Here is a 16,374-nt window from a genome sequence, read left to right as displayed (position 1 = left end):
AGCGAACGACCAGCCACTTAGGACAGCGATGAGCCAGCCGCCAGAACACCCAGGCACTCCGGCCGACCCCCAGGGCGGCGATCACAGCACCGCGGGCTACCCGCCGCCTCCCCCGCCGCCGGGTTACGGGACCACGCCTCCGCCGCCGGGTTACGGCGCGCCGCCGCCTCCGCCGCCCGGTTACGGCGCACCTCCACCCGGTTACGGCGCACCGCCTCCGCCACCACCCGGTTACGGCCCGCCGCCCGGCGGCTACTCGGCTCCCGGCTACGGCGCCCCGCCCCCGCCTCCCGGCTATGGCCCGCCGGGAGCACCTGCGCCGGGCTACCCGCCTGCGCCGGGTTTCGGGGGACAGCCGAAGTCGGGCTTCAACGTGGGCGAAGCGATCAGTTGGGCGTGGAACAAGTTCACCAAGAACGTCGCGGCGCTGGTCGTGCCGCTGGTCATCTACGGCCTGGCGATCGCCGCGGTGATCGGCATCCCGCTGGCGATCGCCTTCGCGACCGCGCAAACCACGACGACCACCGTTGTCGAGTACGACTACAGCTACCACACCACGTCCGCAGAGTTTTCCGCGATCGGCTGGATCCTCACGATCATCGGCTACATCGCCGCGTTCTTCGTGGTGGCCTACATGCATGCCGGCCTGCTCACCGGCTGCCTCGATATTGCCGACGGCAAGCCGGTCAGCATCGGAACGTTCTTCAAGCCGCGCAATGTGGGCGCTGTGGTGCTCACCTCGTTGCTGCTGGCCATCGCGGCCATGGTGCTGTCGTGCACCATTGTCGGGCCGTTGGTCTTGGCTTTCTTCGCCCAATTCGCGATTGCGTTCGTCGTCGACAAATCCCTGTCGCCGATCGACTCGATCAAGGCCAGTATCGCGACCGTTCGCGGTGAACTCGGAAACAGCGCGCTGTCCTGGCTGGTGCAGTATGCGGCCGTGCTGATCGGCGAACTCGCATGCTTGGTCGGCATGGTCGTCGGCGTTCCGGTCGCCGCGCTGGTCCAGGTCTACACCTACCGCAAGCTGACGGGTGGCCAGGTGGTGCCGGTCGAGCAGTCGGCGCCCCCTGGCGGCTATCCGCCGGGACCGCCGCCGGGGCAGCAGTACGCATAAGCCCAGCCGGAACCAGCGGGTTCGGCACCAGCAAACGCTGTGTAGGCGAGGGCAGTCCCTGATGTTGCGGCAGTAATGGCGCCCGCCGACGTGACGTGGGGAACGGGTCGAGCAGTGGTCGATGCCGACCACCTGCTGGACGGTTACCGCACCGCGCGAGCCCAGCAAGCTCTCTTCGACCTGCGTGACGGTCCGGGAACCGGCTACGACGAGTTCGTCGACGCCGACGGGAAGGTGCGGCCGGCCTGGACAGAGCTGGCCGACGCCGTCGCCGAGCGCGGTAGGGCGGGCCTGGACCGGCTGCGCACGGTCGTGCACAGCCTGATCGACCACGACGGCATCAGCTACACCGGGGCCGATTCCACGCGCGACGAGCACAGCGCCCACGGCTTGGAACCCGGACCTTGGCGGCTGGACACGCTGCCGCTGGTGGTGTCAGCCGAAGACTGGGCCGTTCTGGAGGCCGGCCTGGTGCAGCGGTCACGCCTGCTCAATGCCGTGCTGTCGGACCTTTACGGAGCCCGCAGCCTGCTCACCGACGGGGTGTTGCCCGCCGAGTTGGTATTCGCCCATCCGGGTTATGTGCGCCAGGCCAACGGGATCACGGTGCCGGGACACCAACTTTTCCTGCACGCTTGCGACCTCAGCCGGGTGCCCGACGGCAGCTATCAGGTCAACGCCGACTGGACGCAGGCGCCCTCGGGGGCAGGTTATGCGCTGGCCGACCGGCGGGTGATCGCCCACGCGATCCCGGACCTGTACGAAAGGATTGCGCCGCGGCCCACGACACCGTTTGCCCAGGCGTTGCGGCTGGCGTTGATCGACGCGGCTCCCGACGTCGCCCAAGACCCGGTGGTGGTGGTGCTCAGCCCCGGCATCTATTCCGAGACCGCCTTCGATCAGGCGTATCTGGCGACGCTGTTGGGTTTCCCGCTGGTGGAAAGCGCCGACCTGGTGGTGCGCGACGGCAAGCTGTGGATGCGCTCGCTGGGCACCCTCAAACGCGTGGACGTGGTGTTGCGCCGCGTCGACGCCGACTACGCCGACCCGCTGGATCTGCGCGCCGATTCCCGGCTCGGCGTGGTCGGTCTGGTGGAGGTCCAGCACCGCGGCACCGTGACCGTGGTCAACACGCTGGGCAGCGGCATCCTGGAAAATCCCGGCCTGCTGCGTTTTCTGCCCGACCTGGCCCGGCGCTTACTGGGCGAAGAACCACTGTTGCCGACAGCTCCGGTCTACTGGGGCGGCATCGCCAGTGAACGCTCACACCTGCTGGCCAATCTCTCGTCGCTGCTGGTCAGATCCACGGTTGGCAGGAAAACCCTTGCCGGGCCGGCGCTTTCGTCTCGGCAGCTGGCTGACCTGGCGGCACGTGTCGAGGCGATGCCGTGGCAGTGGGTCGGCCAGGAGTTGCCGACATTCTCCTCGGCGCCCACCGACCACGCCGGGAAGCTGACCTCGGCCGGGGTCGGCATGCGGTTGTTCACGGTCGCCCAACGCGGCGGCTATGCGCCGATGATCGGCGGCCTGGGCTACGTACTGGCGCCCGGCGCGGCTGCATACATGCTGAAATCCGTTGCGGCAAAGGACGTCTGGGTACGCCCCACGGAGCGGGCGATTGCCGAGGCGGTGACGGTCACCACCTTGCCGCCGTCGCTCATGCCAACGGCCAAGACAGGCGCGGGCACCCGTGCGGTCAGCTCCCCGCGGGTGCTGTCGGACCTTTTCTGGATGGGGCGTTACGGCGAGCGCGCCGAGAACATGGCGCGGTTACTGATCGTGGCCCGCGAGCGCTATCACGTCTTCCGTCACCAACAGCACACCGAGGAAAGCGAGTGCGTGCCGGTGCTCATGGACGCGCTCGGCCAGATCACCGGGACCGACACCGGAGCCGCTCACGACCACGCCGAAATGATCGCCGTCGCCCCCTCGATGCTGTGGTCGATGACCGTGGACCTGGAGCGGCCAGGATCCCTGGTCCAGTCGGTGGAAGGGCTGGCGCTGTGCGCCAGGGCGGTGCGCGACCAGCTGTCCAACGACACCTGGATGGTGCTGGCCGGCGTCGAGCGCGCCGTCGCGTTGCGGTCGGACCCGCCGCAGTCACTCGCCGAGGCCGACGCCCTGCTCGCCGAGGCTCAGGCGCAGACCTTGGCCGGGATGTTGACGCTGTCCGGGGTGGCCGCCGAGTCGATGGTGCGCGACGCGGGATGGACGATGATGGACATCGGCAAGCGGATCGAGCGTGGCCTGTGGCTGACCGCATTGTTGGCGGACACGCTGACCGCGGTTCGTGGGGTGGCCGCCGAACAAACCATCATCGAGTCGATGCTGGAGGCCTGTGAGTCCTCGGTCAGCTACCGGCGCCGTACCGTGGGCAAGGTCAGCGTCGCCGCGGTGACCGACCTGATGCTGTTCGACCCGCAGAACCCGCGGTCGCTGGTGTATCAGCTGGAGCGGCTGCGGTCCGACCTCAAGGACCTTCCCGGCTCGTCGGGGTCGTCGCGTCCCGAGCGGATGGTCGACGAGATCAACACTCGGCTGCGCCGCTCGGATCCTGCCGAGCTGGAGGGTGTCGTCGGCGGGCGCCGCGCGGAGCTGGCCGACCTGCTGACCGCGATACATGCCGCGCTGCGCGACGTCGCCGAAGTGATCACTTCGACACAGTTGAAGCTGCCCGGAGGCATGCAGCCGCTGTGGGGGCCCGAGGAACGGCGGACGATGCCGGCCTAACCGCTTAGACCGGCGTGTCGGGCTGGCCGAAGAGAACGCCACCGGCACCCGGCCGGCCACCGGGCCCGTCGGCCTGGCCATCGCCGCCGGTGCCGGCATTGCCACCGACACCGATCAGCTGGGCATCCCACCGCTACCGCCGCAACCACCGTTCCCGACGGCACCCCAGCTGACCCGATCACCACCGGCGCCGCCTTGACCACCGCCCCCGCCTGATCCGGCCAGCAATCCACCAACACCCCCGTCGCCACCAGCCCCGCCGGTTCCACCGGCGCGCACTCCGCTGAGGCCGCCGGTTCCGCCGACACCACCGGCACCGGTCAGCCCAGCATCGCCGCCGGAACCGCCAACCCCAGCTGTCCCACCAGTCGCACCGAGGTAGCTGCGGGATCCGGTCTCATCCGCATTAAAGACCGTTGCTGCTCCACCGGTTCCACCGTGGCCGCCGGCCCCGCCGCGCCTGTGCTGACAGCCTGCACAAACTGCTCGTGAAATGCCGCCGCCGGGACGCTCAGCGCCTGATACCGCTGCGCATACCGGGCGAACAACGCCGCAATCGCCCCCGACACCTCATGGCACCGGCCGCCAACACCGTCGCCGTCGGGGTGCCGGCCGCCGCATTGGCCGCATTCAGCGCGGAGCCCACACCAGCCAGATCCGCTGCGGCCGCAGCCAGCATGTCCGGTGCCGTGCCGCTACCAAATACGACATCGCTAACTTCCTGAGCATTCTAGAAGCGATCATGAATAGTCGTGGCAGCGATCATGCTCGCGTGGCACCGCAAGTGCCCCAATTGAGTTGGCCGCGACCGCGTGGCCACGCAGATCTCAGGGCACGTCGTCGATGACGCTGTGGATGAACTGCATCTTCGCCAAAACCGCCGCCGGCAGCACAAAGGGGTACAGGTCGTCACGGCCCATCGACCGGTTCACCATGTTCAGAGACCACGACAACGGCAGCCACATGCCGATGATGGCGGGAAAAGCGCTGGGGCCCAATGCCGGCCGGTCGAAGGTTGCCGACGCCGGGGCAAAACCGCACCAGGCCGCGGTGTCCAAGGCATCGCGGATGTGCAGGTAGTGGGCAAACGTCTCGGCCCAATCCTCGGCGGGGTGCATGGTCGCATACGACGACACGTAGCTGTCCTGCCAACCCGGCGGCGCGCCATCGCGGTAATGCCGGTCCAGCGCCTGCTGGTAGTCGGCGTCCGGGTCGCCGAACAACTCGGTGAAGCGCGCCCGGTAATCGCCGGACGGGTCGATCAGCCGGTAGAAGTAGTAGTGCCCGATCTCGTGGCGGAAGTGGCCGAGCAGGGTCCGGTACGGTTCACCCATCTCCACCCGCAGCTGTTCGCGGTGGACGTCGTCGCCCTCGGCCACGTCCAGGGTGATGACGCCGTTAACGTGTCCGGTGATCACCTGCTCGTGCGCACTGGACAACAGCCGGAACGCCAGCCCGTGGTCGGGATCCTCATCGCGTCCGACGATCGGCAGCTTCAGCTCGTGTAGCTCTGCTACCAGCCGCCGCTTGGCCGCCTCCGCGCGGGCGAACCCGGCCAGGCCCACCGTGTCGTTGTCGTTGGGCCGCTCGACGGTCAGTGCGCACGACGCGCACAACCCCTCGGCGTGGCCGACGGGAATGAGCCAATTGCATTGGGCCAGATGCAGATTCGTACACAATTGATACTCGTCTGCGAGCACCGCCCCGGCGTGCCCGGCGGCGCCGCGCTCGGCGATCACCAGCAGTGCCATCTGGTCGAGAGAAAAACCCAGCGCACTGCCGCAGGACAGGCACACGGAGTTCTCGAACGTCAGGCGCTGGCCGCAGCTGGGACAGTGGAAGTCACGCATCGAACGCATCACCGCCGAAAGGCACGACGTCGACCCCGACGTCGATCACGGTGTGCGCGGAGTTGGTGTAGATGATGCCGCGCAACGGCGGCACGTCCGCGTAATCACGGCCACGGCCGACCACGATGTAACGCTCGTCGATCAGTTGGTCGTTGGTGGGATCGAGGCCCAGCCATTCGAACTGACCCGGCTGTTGGGGCGTCCACACCGCGGCCCAGGCATGGGTGGCGTCAGTACCGATCATCCGATCCTTTCCCGGCGGCGGGTCGGTAGCCAGATAACCAGACACGTAGCAGGCTGCCAGCCCGTTGGCGCGCAGGCAGGCGATCGCCAGCCTGGCAAAGTCTTGGCATACCCCTTCACGGGCGGCCAGCACCTCATCGACTTTGGTGGAAACGGTGGTCGACCCGGAACGGTAGGTGAAGTCGGTATAGATCCGCGTCGTCAGCTCGCGCAATACCTCGACCAACGGGCGGCCCGGAACGAAGCTGGGAGCGGCGTACTTTCGCACCTCGTCGGTGATCTCCGGCGGGTTCAAGTCCAGCACGAAGTCGACTGCCAGCGCACCACGCGGCGCACCCGGACGGGCGGCCTCCCACGGCTGCAGCGCCGGACCGCTGGTGTAGAGCCCAGAAGCCGGCGGCGCCACGTCGACGATGGAGTCGCCGGTAATTGTGAGGGTCCGGTGCGGTTCGGTGACATGGAAATAGGAGCTGATGTTGCCGTAGGTGTCCCGGCTGGTGGAGCTGTCGGCGGGGGCGGGATCGATGGTCAGCCGGTGTGCGACGCGGCGCTGGCGTGGCGAGCTGCGCGGGGTGAGAAAACCGCGGCCGTAGGAGCTGGTCACCACGTCGGAGTAGCGGTATTCGGTGCGGTGCGTGACGCGATAACGCTTGACGGCCGGCGAGTCGAACCGCGCGTCAGAAGGCCCATCAAACGGCAGGGACAACAGCTCACTCCTGACTTCTCGACGCCCAACCCAGGGCCGCCACGCCGGCCGCGGGACGAATCCCGCACCACGGGCACCCTATCGCCGAACACCATCACGTCGTCCCGAAGGAGCTGGCACACCTTACTTTGCCGGGCTGGGGAGGTCGATCAGCTCCTGTAAGTCGTCGGCGCAGGCGCAGACGATGTCGGCCAGCACCACCTGATTCTTGTCGCGGGCCCCGGCTTCCAGTTCCCATGCGCGGTCTCTGGCCGCGGTGGCGTGTGCGCTGGCCGCCGCGGGTTCGTCGTCCGCATCGGCCATGCCGGCGGCGAGCTCGGTCAGGGCGATGTGCAGCGGACGCGGGACTTGCCCCTGGTGAAGCCGGGTGACCGCACGAGATAGCTGCAGCACGCCGCTGACCAGCATCGCCAGTCGCGCTGACTGTTGTTCGATGCCGAGCAAGGCGTTGCGCGCAGTCCAGCGGCGCGGAGCCTTGGTGGCCACAACCGCGGTGGTGCGGGCCTCGGCCAGCCTGCTGAGCTGGTCATGCAGCCGGTCGAAGGCTGATATCGGCCAATCTGGAGCGGCGCTGGATGGATCATCCAGCACGTCGGCCACCTCGACCAGGGTGTCGTGCAGGGCCGCCAACACGTCGGCGCGGGCATCGCACAGGATCTGCACCGGGTCGGGCGGAAACAACAACACCGCGAACACCAGAGCCAAGCCACCGCCGATGACCGCGTCGAACAGACGCTCGGCCACTACACCGGCGGTATCGGCGAATACCAGCACCAGCACCGACGACACCGCGGTCTGGTTGACGAACATCAGGCCTTGGGCAATGAAGCCGCGTCCGGCCAGCACCGCGACACACAGCGCGACGAAGACTGCCACCGCCATGGTGGTCGGTCCGGTGCCCAGAAGCGCGTGTACCCCGGCTCCCAGCACGATCCCCAGAGCCACCCCGATGATCATCTGCGCCGCGCGTCGGGCACGCAGAACATTGGTCGCCGACATGCACACCACGGCCGAGATCGGTGCGAAGAACGGCTGCCGGTGGTGCAGCAGGTCATGGGTCAGATACCAGGCCAAGCCGGCGGCAACCGAGGTCTGGGTGATCGGCCACACAACGGCGCGCAGCCGCTGCACTGCCGCGGGGCCGCCGTCAGCCACCAGGGCAAGCCGCGAAGTCCTCATCAGGCTTGCTTACCGCAGGACGGGATGCGCCGTGCACCCGCCTAGTGCGTGTCTCCTAGGCCCGGTCAACCGGTTTGGGCTTGGCGTCGATTCCGGATTCCTTGCGCTGCTGGGCGGTGATCGGCGCGGGCGCGTTGGTCAGCGGGTCGACGCCGCCGCCGGTCTTGGGGAACGCGATCACCTCACGGATCGAGTCGGCCCCGGCCAGCAGCGCCATGATCCGGTCCCAACCGAACGCGATTCCGCCATGTGGCGGGGCGCCAAACATGAAGGCTTCCAACAGGAAACCGAACTTCTCTTCCGCCTCCGCCTTGTCCAGACCCATCACCGCGAACACCCGCTCCTGGACGTCGCGGCGGTGGATACGCACCGAGCCGCCGCCGATCTCGTGGCCGTTGCAGACGATGTCGTAGGCGTCGGCCAGCACACTGCCCGGATCGGAGTCGATGCGGTCCTCGAACTCCGGCTTGGGCGCGGTGAACGCGTGGTGCACCGCCGTCCACGCCCCCGAGCCGACCGCCACGTCACCGGCGGCCGTGGCCTCGTCGGCGGGCTCGAACAGCGGCGGATCGACCACCCAGACGAAGGCCCAGGCGTCGGGATCGATGAGGTCGAGCCGGTGGGCGATCTCGCTGCGAGCCGCTCCGAGTAAGGCCCGCGACGACTTCGGCGGGCCCGCCGAGAAGAAGACGCAGTCGCCGGGTTGGGCCCCGACATGGGCGGCCAGACCGTCGCGCTCGCGATCGGACAGATTCTTGGCCACCGGGCCACCCAGCATGCCGTCCTCGCCGACCAGCACGTAGGCCAGCCCGCGGTGCCCATGCTGCTTGGCCCACTCCTGCCAGCCGTCCAGCGTCCGCCGCGGCTGCGACGCTCCGCCGGGCATCACCACGGCGCCGACGTAGGGTGCCTGGAAGACCCGAAATGTGGTGTCTTTGAAGAACTCCGTGCACTCGACAAGCTCGACACCGAACCGCATGTCGGGTTTGTCGGAGCCGAAGCGCCGCATGGCGTCGGCGTAGCTGATCCGCGGGATCGGCGTCGGAATCCGGTAACCGATCAGCTCCCACAGCGCGGTCAGGATCTCCTCGGAGATCGCGATGATGTCCTCGGCGTCAACGAAACTCAGCTCCATGTCGAGCTGGGTGAATTCGGGCTGGCGGTCAGCGCGGAAATCCTCGTCCCGGTAGCAGCGGGCGATCTGGTAGTAGCGCTCCATCCCGGCCACCATCAGCAACTGCTTGAACAGCTGCGGGCTCTGCGGCAATGCGTAGAACGAGCCGGGGTGCAACCGGGCCGGCACCAGGAAGTCGCGCGCCCCTTCCGGGGTGGAGCGGGTGATCGTCGGGGTTTCGATCTCGACGAAGTCGTGCCGCGCCAGCACGTCGCGGGCTGCGGCATTGACTTTGGAGCGCAACCGAATTGCCGAGGCCGGGCCGTCGCGGCGCAGGTCGAGGTAGCGGTACTTCAACCGCAGCTCCTCCCCCGCGGGCTCGTCGAGCTGGAACGGCAGCGGCGCGCATTCGCCGAGCACCGTCAGCGAGCTGGCGTTGACCTCGACGTCGCCGGTGGCGATCTCCGGGTTGGCGTTGCCTTCCGGGCGGATCTCGACGACGCCGGACACCGCGACGCAGAACTCGGCGCGCAGCCGGTGCGCCTGGGCCAGCACCTGAGTGTCCTGGGGGTCGCGGAAGACGACCTGGGCCACACCGGAGGCATCGCGCAGATCGATGAAGATGACCCCGCCGTGGTCGCGGCGCCGAGCCACCCAGCCGGCCAAGGTCACCTGCTGCCCGGCGTCGCGATCGCGTAGTGAACCAGCGCCGTGGCTGCGCAGCACAAGACTCCCTTTCACGCGGTCGGAATGACTGCCCAGTCTAAAGGGCCGACCCGGTGACCCAACGAACCCGGTACTTTTGGCTCATCGCACCCAACATCGCTGTGGTTGGCCCGGGCGCCGTCGGCACGACGGTCGCCGCGCTGCTGCACGCCGCCGGACACCGGGTGCTGCTGTGCGGCCACACCCCTCGCGAGCGCATCGAACTGCGGCCCGACGGCGCGGACCGCATTGTGGTACCCGGTCCGGTCCACACAGATCCCGACGACGTCGCCCGCCCGGTCGAGGTGGTTATCCTGGCGGTCAAAGCCACCCAGAACGACGACTCCCACGGCTGGCTGGCCCGGCTGTGCGACCAGCGCACCGTGGTGGCCGTCCTGCAAAACGGGGTCGAACAGGTCGAGCAGGTGCAGCCGCACTGCCCGTCGTCGACCGTCGTGCCCGGCAGCGTGTGGTTTTCCGCGGAGACCCAACCGGAAGGCTGGGTGCGATTGCGCGGCGAAGCCGCATTGGTTTTGCCGACCGGCCCGGCGGCGGAAGCCGTGGCCGAACTGCTGCGCGACGCGGGCGCCCGGGTGGAGTGCGATCCCGATTTCACCACCGTGCTGTGGCGCAAGCTGGTGCTCAACGCGCTGGCCGGTTTGATGGCGCTGGCCGGGCGACGCTCCGGAATGTTCCGCCGCGACGACGTCGCCGCGTTGTCGCGCCGCTATGTCGCCGAATGCCTGGCGGTCGCGCGCGCCGAGGGTGCCCGGCTCGGCGAAGACGCGGTCGAGGAGATGGTGAATCTGTTGCGGTCGGCTCCTGAGGACATGGGTACCTCGATCCTGGCCGACCGGGAAGCGCACCGGCGCCTGGAATGGGACCTGCGCAACGGAGTGATCATCCGCAAGGCCCGCACCCACGGCCTGGCGACCCCGATCAGCGATGTGCTGGTGCCGCTGTTGGCCGCGGCCAGCGACGGCCCGGGCTGACCGGCGGGCAGTTGGCGATCGTGAAGGCGCACCGCCATAGCCTGACGACCTCGGGCAATAAGTTTCGGTTATCGTCCTAGTCAAAGAAGCGATCGTCTCTGTCGCGGTGAAAGCTGGTGCATATCGGTGGGTTTCGGGCACCATCGAAGCTCGATTACGTCGGGCGAACATGGCGAAGGCAGCACCGACATCAGCTACGCGAACAGGAGTTCCACATGACGGATCGCAAGATCGCACTCAAGCCGGTCGGCGCCGGGATCGCCATCGCCGCCATGGGCGTCGCGGCCGGTGCTGTCCTCGGTCACGACGAGGGCGGCCGCACACACGCGATTACGCACGAGGTCTTGTTTCAAGAGTCGCACGCCTCGATCCACTCGGCGTGCTTCACGTTTGTCGCCGACAAGATCCCCGACTAAGAAACCGGTCAATGGCCGATTATCGTTTACGGCCACGCCGCGCAGCCAGTTGCTAAGCGGTCGCCCGACGCTTCACGGCACGCATCGTCGCGGCTGGCTGTGGCTAATGTCTGTAGTCATGTTTCCCTGCGAGCGCGTCGAGTTGACCTTTCTCGACCCGGATTCCGGTGAGGCGCCATACCTCTTCCGCAATAGCGTCGACCTGGCCATCACCCCCGAGCAACTGTTCGAGGTGCTCGCCGACGCGGACGCCTGGCCGCGTTGGGCATCGGCCATCAAGAAGGTGACCTGGACCAGTCCGCAGCCCTATCACGTCGGCACCACGCGCACCGTCGACATGCACGGGGGCATGGAAGCCAACGAGGAATTTCTGGTCTGGGAGCCGGTGCATCGCATGGCATTTCGGTTCAACGAATGCTCGACCCAAGCGGTCGCCGCGTTCGCCGAGGATTACCAGGTCGAGGTCATCCCCGGTGGCTGCCGGCTCACTTGGACCATGGCGCAAAAGCCCGCCGGACCGGCGGTCCTGGGCATGTTCTTGTTCCGGCCGCTGCTGAACCTGGCGCTGCGCCGGTTTCTCGCCAACCTGCGCCGGTACACCGACGCGCGGTTCGCCACCGGGAAGCAGGGTTAGGCTGGTTCGACCCGGTAGGCGGTCCGGATTGGGGAGCACGCGATGACCTTCAACGAGGGTATGCAGATCGACACCAGCACCGCGTCGTCGTCGGGCGGTTTCCCGGGCGGGCGGATGGCCATCGGCGGCGGCATCGGCGGGTTGCTGATCGTGGTGGTCGCCCTGTTCCTGGGAGTCGATCCGGGCGGCATCATGAGCCAGCAACCGGTCGACAACCGCGAGGCCGTGGCACCCGGCTTCGACTTGAGCCGGTGCAAGACCGGCGCCGACGCCAACAAGTACGTGCAGTGCCGGGTGGTGGCCACCGGAAACTCCCTGGACGCGGTATGGAAGCGGCTGATGCCCAACCGCTACGCCCGCCCGCATCTGCGGCTTTTCAGCGGTCAGGTCAGCACCGGTTGCGGACCCGCCAGCAGCGACGTGGGACCGTTCTACTGTCCGGTGGACAAGACCGCGTATTTCGACACCGACTTCTTCCAGGTGCTGGTCACCCAATTCGGTTCCAGCGGTGGACCATTCGCCGAAGAATACGTCGTGGCTCACGAATACGGCCATCACGTGCAAAACCTGCTGGGGGGGCTCGGCCGCGCCCAGCAAGGAGCCCAGGGCGCCGGCGGCAACGGGGTGCGCACCGAGTTGCAGGCCGACTGCTACGCCGGCGTCTGGGCGTACTACGCGTCGACCGTCAAACAGCAGAGCACCGGAGTGCCTTACCTGCAGCCGTTGAGCGACAAGGACATTCAAGACGCACTCTCGGCCGCGGCGTCGGTCGGCGATGACCGCATCCAGCAGCAGGTGAACGGACGCACCAACCCCGAGACGTGGACACACGGCTCCTCGGCGCAGCGGCAGAAGTGGTTCACCATCGGCTATCAGACCGGCGATCCCAACAAGTGCGACACCTTCACCGCCACCGACCTGGGATAGAGCCGGGTTGATCAGCCACCCGATCACGGTAGGGACGGCGGAGTTCAACGCCGACCAGCACCGCTACTACGACTGGATGCGCCGCAATGCCCCGGTCTACCTGGGGCGGCTGGCCCTGCGGCCACCCGACCGGGATGTCTATTTCATCTCCCGTTACCAAGACTGCGTGGACGTGGTCACCGACCCGCGGATCCGGCGCGTCGTGGCGGGCGCCGAACACCTCCCGTTGCCCGACGCCATCCGCATGCTCACCACCGGAACCATGGTGTATCAGGACGATCCCGCGCACCAGCGGCTGCGCAAGCTGGTCAGCCGGCCGTTTACCCCACGTGCGATCGCGCGCCTTGGCGATCGAGTACAGACCGTCACCCGTGCTGTGCTCGACGGGTTTAAGGCAGGGCAGCGGATCGACCTGCAACGCGACTATGCGTTGCCGATCCCGACCACGGTGATCAGTGAGATGGTCGGCATACCCGCTCAGGATCGGTCCGCCTTCTACGACTACATCGACTCGCTGTTCGAGATGATGTTGGCCGGTGGCACCGAGGGCGCAGCGCAGCGGATGGACGAGTTCGTCGACTATCTGCGCGATCTGGTCCAACAGCGTCGCGGCGACCCGGGGCAAGACATCATCACCGCGATGATTGGGGCCAGCGAGGACGGCGACCGGCTATCGGACGACGAGATCATCGCGATGGTGTTCCTGCTCATCACCGGCGACTATCAAACGACCCCGAACGTGATCACTAACGGAATAGCCGCCCTGCTCACCCACCGCGAACAGCTAAGCCTGCTACAGCGACGACCCGAGCTCATCGGCAGCGCTATCGAAGAGGTCCTGCGTTATACCGGCACTGTCGGCAGCACCGAGGCGACCACGTTCGCCGCCGAGGACATCGTCGTGCACGGCGTCACCATTCCGCGCGGAGCGATGGTGGTCCCGCTGCTGACGTCTGCCAACCGCGACCCCGCCGAGTTCGACGATCCCGACCGCTTCGATATCACCCGCAAGCCCAACAACCACCTGGCCTTCAGCCGAGGTAGTCACTTCTGTCTGGGCTCACATCTCGCGCGGATGGAAGCCCGCATCGCGATCGCCGGCTTGATCACCCGGTTCCCTGGTCTCACCCTGGCTATGGCCCCGGAGGAGCTTCGCGTCGAACCGATCCCGCTGCTCAATCGATACGCCGAGCTTCCCGTCATGCTGGGCTAACACTCACCCGTCAGACGACACGCGCCCTGTCCCCCATCTGGGGGACACGTTTCCTACCCAGCGAGGGGATACATATTTGCTCAATGTGTAACTACAATCGAAGGCGTTGATAGATACGGATTATTGAGCAAGAAAGGAGATTGATCGTGTCCCACGAGCTCTTGTTCAATGCACACGAGACGCCCTATGCGTTGATCTCGTTCGTCGTCGACGACATCGTCAACTGACGGTGACCATCGGTTGGATCCACTAGCCGACACGGCCAGCGGGAGTTTGATCGGCAGGTCTGCATCACTCCCGCTGGCCCGGCGGCGCACGACAGGACAGCAGGTACATCGCATGCCCAGCAGCGGCGACCCGGGTTCCGGCGGCCCGATAACCTCCGACGGCAGCGTGGTCGAGATCTACCGCCGGGTGTCGGGGGACGCCGAGGTGCAGGTCATTGCCGCAACGCTCAACCCGGCAAGCTCGGTGTTGGATCTGGGATCCGGTGTCGGCCGAATCGCTAATCCGCTGTCCGAACTCGGCCATCGGCTCACCGCGGTGGACGACTCCGCCGACATGCTTGCCCATGTCAGCCCTGGGCGAACGGTCCAAGCCCGCATCGAGCAGCTGCGGCTTGCCGAGAAATTCGACGCCGTCCTGCTGGCCAGCAGCTTGATCAACTATCCCGGTGTCGAATTCCGCAGGCGCCTCCTGGCGACCATCGCCCACCACCTCAAACCGGACGGCAAGGCCATCATCCAGTGGCGACCATTAGAGTGGTTCGCCCAGCGACCACCGGGCAGGTACCAGCGTTCCGATGGTCAGATGTTGCAGACGATGACGATCCTCAGCAACCAGGACGGGATTGTCGTTGGCGAGTTCACCTTGGACTACGACGACAAAAGTCTGACCCAATCGTTCGAAGCCCATCACGTGACAGCCGACGAACTCAAAGCCTTGCTCAAAGAGGTGGGCATGGGACTAGACACCGCCGACCCGGACTCGTCGGAATGGCTGGTGGCGACACAACTCGGGCCTCGGTCAGGTTCATCCAGCGATTGCAGTTGACGCGATGTGGCAGAGCCCTGGTTGAGCAACGCAAAACTCTTGCAGCGCTTGACAAATCAGTTCTGGTCCGTCCATGTGCAGCACCGACGGAGGCCCGCCGGCCGTGGCGAAACACCTGCGCAGCCATCGCAAGCGGGCTGGCATCTGGCCACGGGGCCAGCGAAAAATCCTGTTCGCCAACGTCAGTGATCATGACGGCCGGTGGTGGATCGCGCCGAACGTCGAGGCCGCCGACCTACACCCCAACCGCCAACGCCCTGCTCGCCCTGACGGCGACAACATGCAAGGGATGCTGGCCAATCACCGCCTCGCCAGAGCCATCTCCGATGCCGGCTGCTCGGAGTTCGCCCGGATGCTCACATACAAACGGAGTTGTCGACAGTGCGATGACGCTGGCGGATCGGGTATTCACCAGTGGTTGCGGTCATTCCGCCGACAGAGATACCAACGCCGCGGTGAATCCGGCTCGTTGGGGCCATACCTACAATGACCTTCATCGATTCCCCGGACCCCCTCGTGGTGGTGAAACCAGCTCGGATGACGCGGGAACCGACGTTCACACCGCCCCCGCGGCCTGAACCGACGACACCCGAGAAGGGCGGTGCCCAACACTCACCAGAGTTGTTCGACACGCTTTAAACTGCTGATTCCGAAGGCCTCGGGTTGACTCTGGCGCGCGGGCGGAATCTGATGACACCGATGACGGCGGAAACCTTTACCCGGCCGCAGGCCGCAGAAGAAGGGACGCTAACCCATGGTGACGTGCGAGAACGGTCACCAAAACCCCGACGACTACCGTTTCTGCGGGGAGTGCGGAGCCCCGATCGTGCCCGCTATGGTGCTCTGCCCAACGGGCCACCTTACATCGGTGAACCAGCCTTTCTGTGATGAGTGCGGTGCCCCGATCATCGGTGCAGCACCATCGGTCGCGGCCGGCATCATTTATGCGAACCTCCCTGAGTCCGGCATCGGGCCGTGGTTTCGGAAGGTGTGGGGGTCGTGGAAGAACGCCAAGGTCAGGCGCGTAGCCATCATTGTTGGGAGTCTGCTTCTTGTGGGCGCGCTTGCCGTGCTTGGGTTTTCGGTGATCAACTCCGGCCACGAGCGCGCCGGCACCACAACCACCGGACCGGGATCGACGGCGCCGGTTACGCACACGGTCACCGCAACCGTGGCCATCGGCTCTCTCCCCAACGGAGTAGCGGTCGATTCAGGCACCCGCACCATCTACGCCGTCAACCACACGGTCCGCGGCAGGGTGTCGGTGATCGACGGAAAGACACACAAGGTCACGGCCACCGTGCCCGTCGGCGGCTCTCCGGTCGGGGCAACGGTGGATCCAGGCACCCACACCGTCTACGTCACTAACGCGGATTTCCACGCAGGAGATTCGACGCAACTTTTCAGCTGAATTCGTAGCGTAGGGTTCGGTTTCCCCACCAGGGGACTCGGGTGTCGGGGGGGAGGTCGGCTTGCCGGAGGACGGGTGTGTAGG

At 66.7% G+C, this 16,374-nt stretch carries 14 protein-coding genes and 1 pseudogene; 9 read left to right on the top strand and 6 right to left on the bottom strand.

Annotated elements, in window-relative coordinates; genetic code table 11:
• The first annotated feature begins 28 nt into the window (after window positions 1–28).
• Together EET03_RS10505 and EET03_RS10500 are read left to right on the top strand one after the other, a co-directional pair.
• Complete coding sequence (locus EET03_RS10505; protein ID WP_075544206.1) at window positions 29–1,117, top strand: hypothetical protein; 1,089 nt, start codon at window positions 29–31, stop codon at window positions 1,115–1,117.
• Between the two features lie 75 nt (window positions 1,118–1,192).
• Window positions 1,193–3,847: a circularly permuted type 2 ATP-grasp protein gene (locus EET03_RS10500; protein WP_075544207.1), complete on the top strand. Its 2,655-nt coding sequence runs from the start codon at window positions 1,193–1,195 to the stop codon at window positions 3,845–3,847.
• Window positions 3,848–4,167: 320 nt separating this feature from the next.
• On the opposite strand, the gene EET03_RS32370 is transcribed toward EET03_RS10500, so the two are convergent.
• From EET03_RS32370 to aspS, 6 genes are all read right to left on the bottom strand, one after another.
• The gene (locus EET03_RS32370; protein ID WP_075544208.1) at window positions 4,168–4,416 is read right to left on the bottom strand and encodes a PE family protein; all 249 of its coding nucleotides are present in this window, start codon (window positions 4,414–4,416) and stop codon (window positions 4,168–4,170) included.
• Window positions 4,359–4,526, bottom strand: a complete 168-nt coding sequence (locus tag EET03_RS31360) for a PE domain-containing protein (RefSeq protein ID WP_279637663.1) — start codon at window positions 4,524–4,526, stop codon at window positions 4,359–4,361. Before EET03_RS31360 ends, EET03_RS32370 begins: the two co-directional genes overlap by 58 nt.
• A 148-nt stretch (window positions 4,527–4,674) precedes the next feature.
• A complete protein-coding gene (locus EET03_RS10485; RefSeq protein ID WP_075544219.1) occupies window positions 4,675–5,697 on the bottom strand; it encodes a zinc-binding metallopeptidase family protein in 1,023 nt (340 codons plus the stop codon).
• The gene (locus EET03_RS10480) at window positions 5,690–6,649 is read right to left on the bottom strand and encodes a transglutaminase family protein (protein ID WP_075544209.1); all 960 of its coding nucleotides are present in this window, start codon (window positions 6,647–6,649) and stop codon (window positions 5,690–5,692) included. Before EET03_RS10480 ends, EET03_RS10485 begins: the two co-directional genes overlap by 8 nt.
• A gap of 120 nt (window positions 6,650–6,769) precedes the next feature.
• Window positions 6,770–7,825 carry an FUSC family protein gene (locus EET03_RS10475; RefSeq protein ID WP_075544210.1) on the bottom strand — a complete coding sequence of 352 codons (1,056 nt, stop codon included), beginning with the start codon at window positions 7,823–7,825 and terminating at the stop codon, window positions 6,770–6,772.
• Window positions 7,826–7,880: 55 nt separating this feature from the next.
• Window positions 7,881–9,665 (bottom strand): aspartate--tRNA ligase, encoded by a 1,785-nt coding sequence (aspS, locus tag EET03_RS10470; RefSeq protein WP_075544211.1) that lies wholly within the window; start codon window positions 9,663–9,665, stop codon window positions 7,881–7,883.
• A gap of 83 nt (window positions 9,666–9,748) precedes the next feature.
• Here aspS and EET03_RS10465 point away from each other — a divergent pair, with 83 nt between their 5' ends.
• From EET03_RS10465 to EET03_RS31355, 7 genes and pseudogenes are all read left to right on the top strand, one after another.
• Window positions 9,749–10,636 carry an oxidoreductase gene (locus EET03_RS10465; protein ID WP_208649035.1) on the top strand — a complete coding sequence of 296 codons (888 nt, stop codon included), beginning with the start codon at window positions 9,749–9,751 and terminating at the stop codon, window positions 10,634–10,636.
• A gap of 215 nt (window positions 10,637–10,851) precedes the next feature.
• Complete coding sequence (locus EET03_RS10460) at window positions 10,852–11,052, top strand: hypothetical protein (protein WP_075544212.1); 201 nt, start codon at window positions 10,852–10,854, stop codon at window positions 11,050–11,052.
• Window positions 11,053–11,170: 118 nt separating this feature from the next.
• A complete protein-coding gene (locus tag EET03_RS10455; protein WP_075544213.1) occupies window positions 11,171–11,686 on the top strand; it encodes an SRPBCC family protein in 516 nt (171 codons plus the stop codon).
• A 42-nt stretch (window positions 11,687–11,728) separates the two neighbouring features.
• Complete coding sequence (ypfJ, locus tag EET03_RS10450; RefSeq protein ID WP_075544214.1) at window positions 11,729–12,613, top strand: KPN_02809 family neutral zinc metallopeptidase; 885 nt, start codon at window positions 11,729–11,731, stop codon at window positions 12,611–12,613.
• Window positions 12,614–12,620: 7 nt separating this feature from the next.
• A complete protein-coding gene (locus EET03_RS10445; protein ID WP_075544215.1) occupies window positions 12,621–13,826 on the top strand; it encodes a cytochrome P450 family protein in 1,206 nt (401 codons plus the stop codon).
• A 339-nt stretch (window positions 13,827–14,165) separates the two neighbouring features.
• Window positions 14,166–14,531, top strand: a pseudogene (locus tag EET03_RS32985) (class I SAM-dependent methyltransferase); the annotation flags it as partial.
• A gap of 1,402 nt (window positions 14,532–15,933) precedes the next feature.
• Window positions 15,934–16,290, top strand: a complete 357-nt coding sequence (locus tag EET03_RS31355; RefSeq protein ID WP_244232303.1) for a YncE family protein — start codon at window positions 15,934–15,936, stop codon at window positions 16,288–16,290.
• The last annotated feature ends 84 nt before the right edge of the window (window positions 16,291–16,374 follow it).

The sequence above is a fragment of the Mycobacterium innocens genome (assembly GCF_900566055.1).
Taxonomy (GTDB): Bacteria; Actinomycetota; Actinomycetes; order Mycobacteriales; family Mycobacteriaceae; genus Mycobacterium; species Mycobacterium innocens.
The sequence above is the reverse complement of the archived record's forward strand: the minus strand, read 5'-3'. Positions and strand labels throughout refer to the sequence as shown.